Genomic DNA, 2,522 nt, shown 5'->3' with positions numbered 1-2,522 from the left:
AATCCTCTTCTTTTCAAGGAGAGGTAATTGTTAATTATTAATTATTAATTGTTGAAAGTAATTCCCGCTGCCCGTGAGGTACACATCTAGCGGGCAAGATGCCCGCACTACAAGAATTTTACCATTCAAATTTGTACATCATTTGTCCGAAATATGCTGTATGTAATATAGGATTTCTCAAGTTACTGAGGTACAGTGATTTTTTGATTTTCTATTCCCTACTCCCTAAAACAAATGAATTTTGTATCTCATCAGGGTGGAAATTGCTATATTAACCTTTCTCTTTCCTTCTGCCATACAACTTTTTTTCAGATACTGTATACCTAAATTATTCTGACTATAGTGACGATAATTTACAGAAAAAAATTAATTTGGAAGTTTAATATATAGGAAGCAAAGAGTTGCTTAAGAAATAGATTGATGATGAATCTGAAACATAGAAAAGCTTTTGCCACTTTTCCCTGTTGCCTGCTATAGTAATTCTAAATGATTTGTCAAAAATATCAGGATATATAAAAACTCTGAAACTTTTACAACTGATAACTGATAACTGAAATAAGATGGCTATATATATGAAAAAATTGCGCTTAATTAGCATAGGATTATTCACAGCTCTAACTTTATTGATTTTCAATTATATTGTCGGAAATTGGCATCAAATATCCTTACTTAAACCTGCCAAAGCTGAAGATGTTACTAATTCATTAATCACTCTGAGTTCTCGCTTATATAAAGACAGTAAATTTGAGATTGGAATTATAGAAGATTATCAACAAAAAATTATTGCTGGCGTACCAGTATTTGAATCCCCAGAAGGAAATTTAGCTTATACTGTAGTAGTCAAACCTCAAGTTAATTTACAACAATTAGATAATCAAACTTTAGCGATAATTGCCATAAATGAATTTGCTAGAGGCGAAGATTTTAAACCACAAGAATTTCAAATAATTAAACCAGGAGAAATTGCTTTACCTTGGAGCGGTAGTTTAACAATAAATAATAATACACAACCGATAAGTGGAATAATTTTAGCTCGTCAGATTGATAGAAATGTATTTTTATTGTTAATTAGTGCCACAGACGCAAAAACAGAAAAAATAACCCAAATTTTACAAGTTTTATCCAAGAGTTTAAAAGCAGTTTAAGCATTCAGCCTTCAGCTATCAGCTATCAGCTATTGCTTTTAGTTTAGGAAAAGCTTTATTAATTGTCTTACTACAAAAGTTTGCTCCCTTGCCCTTAAATTCAGTTGTTAATTTAAACATTATTCTTAAGAACAGAGTTTTGTTGCTGACTGCTAATAGCTGTTTGCGCAGTATTCCGCAGGAAATGCTTACAAAGCAGTTTAATTTCAATCAAAAAAATAATGCTTATAGCAATTAAAGGAAAGGTTAGGAGAGATGAACAGCTTAAAACTCAGACAATGTAATATTTTTCCTTCTTCCTTCTTCCTTCTTCCCTCTTCCTCGAATTTAAAAATTATGAATCCAGAACTTTCCGAAACTACCCGCTTATTAGATATCATGCCTGCTTCTGGGCGAATGATGACAAAAATAGTTGGTAAAAATCAACAACCTACCATTATTGAAACAACCTTTCCTTTACCTTGGAAAAATGACCGGGTAATCTATTTGAATTTTGACTTATGGATGAATTTACCCAAAGGACAACGGGATTTAATCATGTTACGAACTGTCAATTGGTTATGTGAAATTCAATGGTTTAAGCCTAATCTGAATCAAGGTATTTTTGCAGTTGGTTTAATAGGAGTAATTTCCCAATTAAGCGAAGCAGATGTAGTTGGAATATTAGTTGCTGGTGGTTTAAGTACAATTGGTTTAATCAAAATTTGGCAAAATAATCATAGTACACAAACAGAATTAGCAGCAGATGAAATGGCAATTAGAGTGGCAACCAGACGAGGTTATCAAAAAGCTGAAGCAGCAAATTATTTATTACAAGGAATTGAAAATGTAGCCAAAATTGAAGGGCGTAATAATCTGAATTTTACCGAGTTAGTTAGGTGTCAAAATTTAAGAGCGATCGCTGGTTTATCTCCTGTAGCAATTCCGGAAAAAGTGAGAAAAGAATAGGTAGTTCTGCATAGTTAAGACTTACACATAAACGCTATTAGTAGTGGATTGTTTCATCTAAAATAGTGCAATAGAATAGTCAGGAAAAAGTTGCTATTTTAAAGATAACAGCTTTGACTAAAAATGGAAAATCACAAACAGGCGATCGCTGTCAATTGGTAACAGGAAACAAGCGATCGCTATTGAATTGACGGCGTCGCACAGTCAGGAATGATGAAATCCGAAAGTAGATATTTTTGGATAATTCTTTCCTTAATATATGTATAGTTTAAAATCTATTATCATTTGAGCAGGAAATTTCAGTGGCAATTTGCCGTTGTTGAAGCTCTGAAGTTAATCATCTGATTGTCTAATCTGCTCTGTCCTCTGGTGGGTAATACCATTTTGATAAATGTTTGCTACAAATAACTAGGGGATTTTTTAGGAGTC

The 2,522-nt window shown here is 32.7% G+C and carries 2 protein-coding genes; both read left to right on the top strand.

The genetic code is table 11. The features are described from left to right. Positions 1-560 precede the first annotated feature (560 nt). Positions 561-1,145 carry a hypothetical protein gene (locus D5R40_RS32120; RefSeq protein WP_124145214.1) on the top strand — a complete coding sequence of 195 codons (585 nt, stop codon included), beginning with the start codon at positions 561-563 and terminating at the stop codon, positions 1,143-1,145. 336 nt (positions 1,146-1,481) lie between these two features. Further along, entirely contained in the window at positions 1,482-2,093 is a 612-nt protein-coding gene (locus D5R40_RS32115) for a DUF3318 domain-containing protein (protein WP_124145213.1), read from the top strand. Positions 2,094-2,522: the final 429 nt, after the last annotated feature.

Origin of the sequence: Okeania hirsuta (assembly GCF_003838195.1) — a bacterium.
GTDB lineage: Bacteria > Cyanobacteriota > Cyanobacteriia > Cyanobacteriales > Microcoleaceae > Okeania > Okeania hirsuta.
This window is presented reverse-complemented; position numbering and strand designations above follow the sequence as displayed.

Excerpts from the sequence above, each read along its gene's own strand:
- D5R40_RS32120 (WP_124145214.1), top strand. The coding sequence starts at position 561 with ATGGCTATATATATGAAAAAATTGCGCTTAATTAGCATAGGATTATTC.
- D5R40_RS32115 (WP_124145213.1), top strand. The coding sequence starts at position 1,482 with ATGAATCCAGAACTTTCCGAAACTACCCGCTTATTAGATATCATGCCT.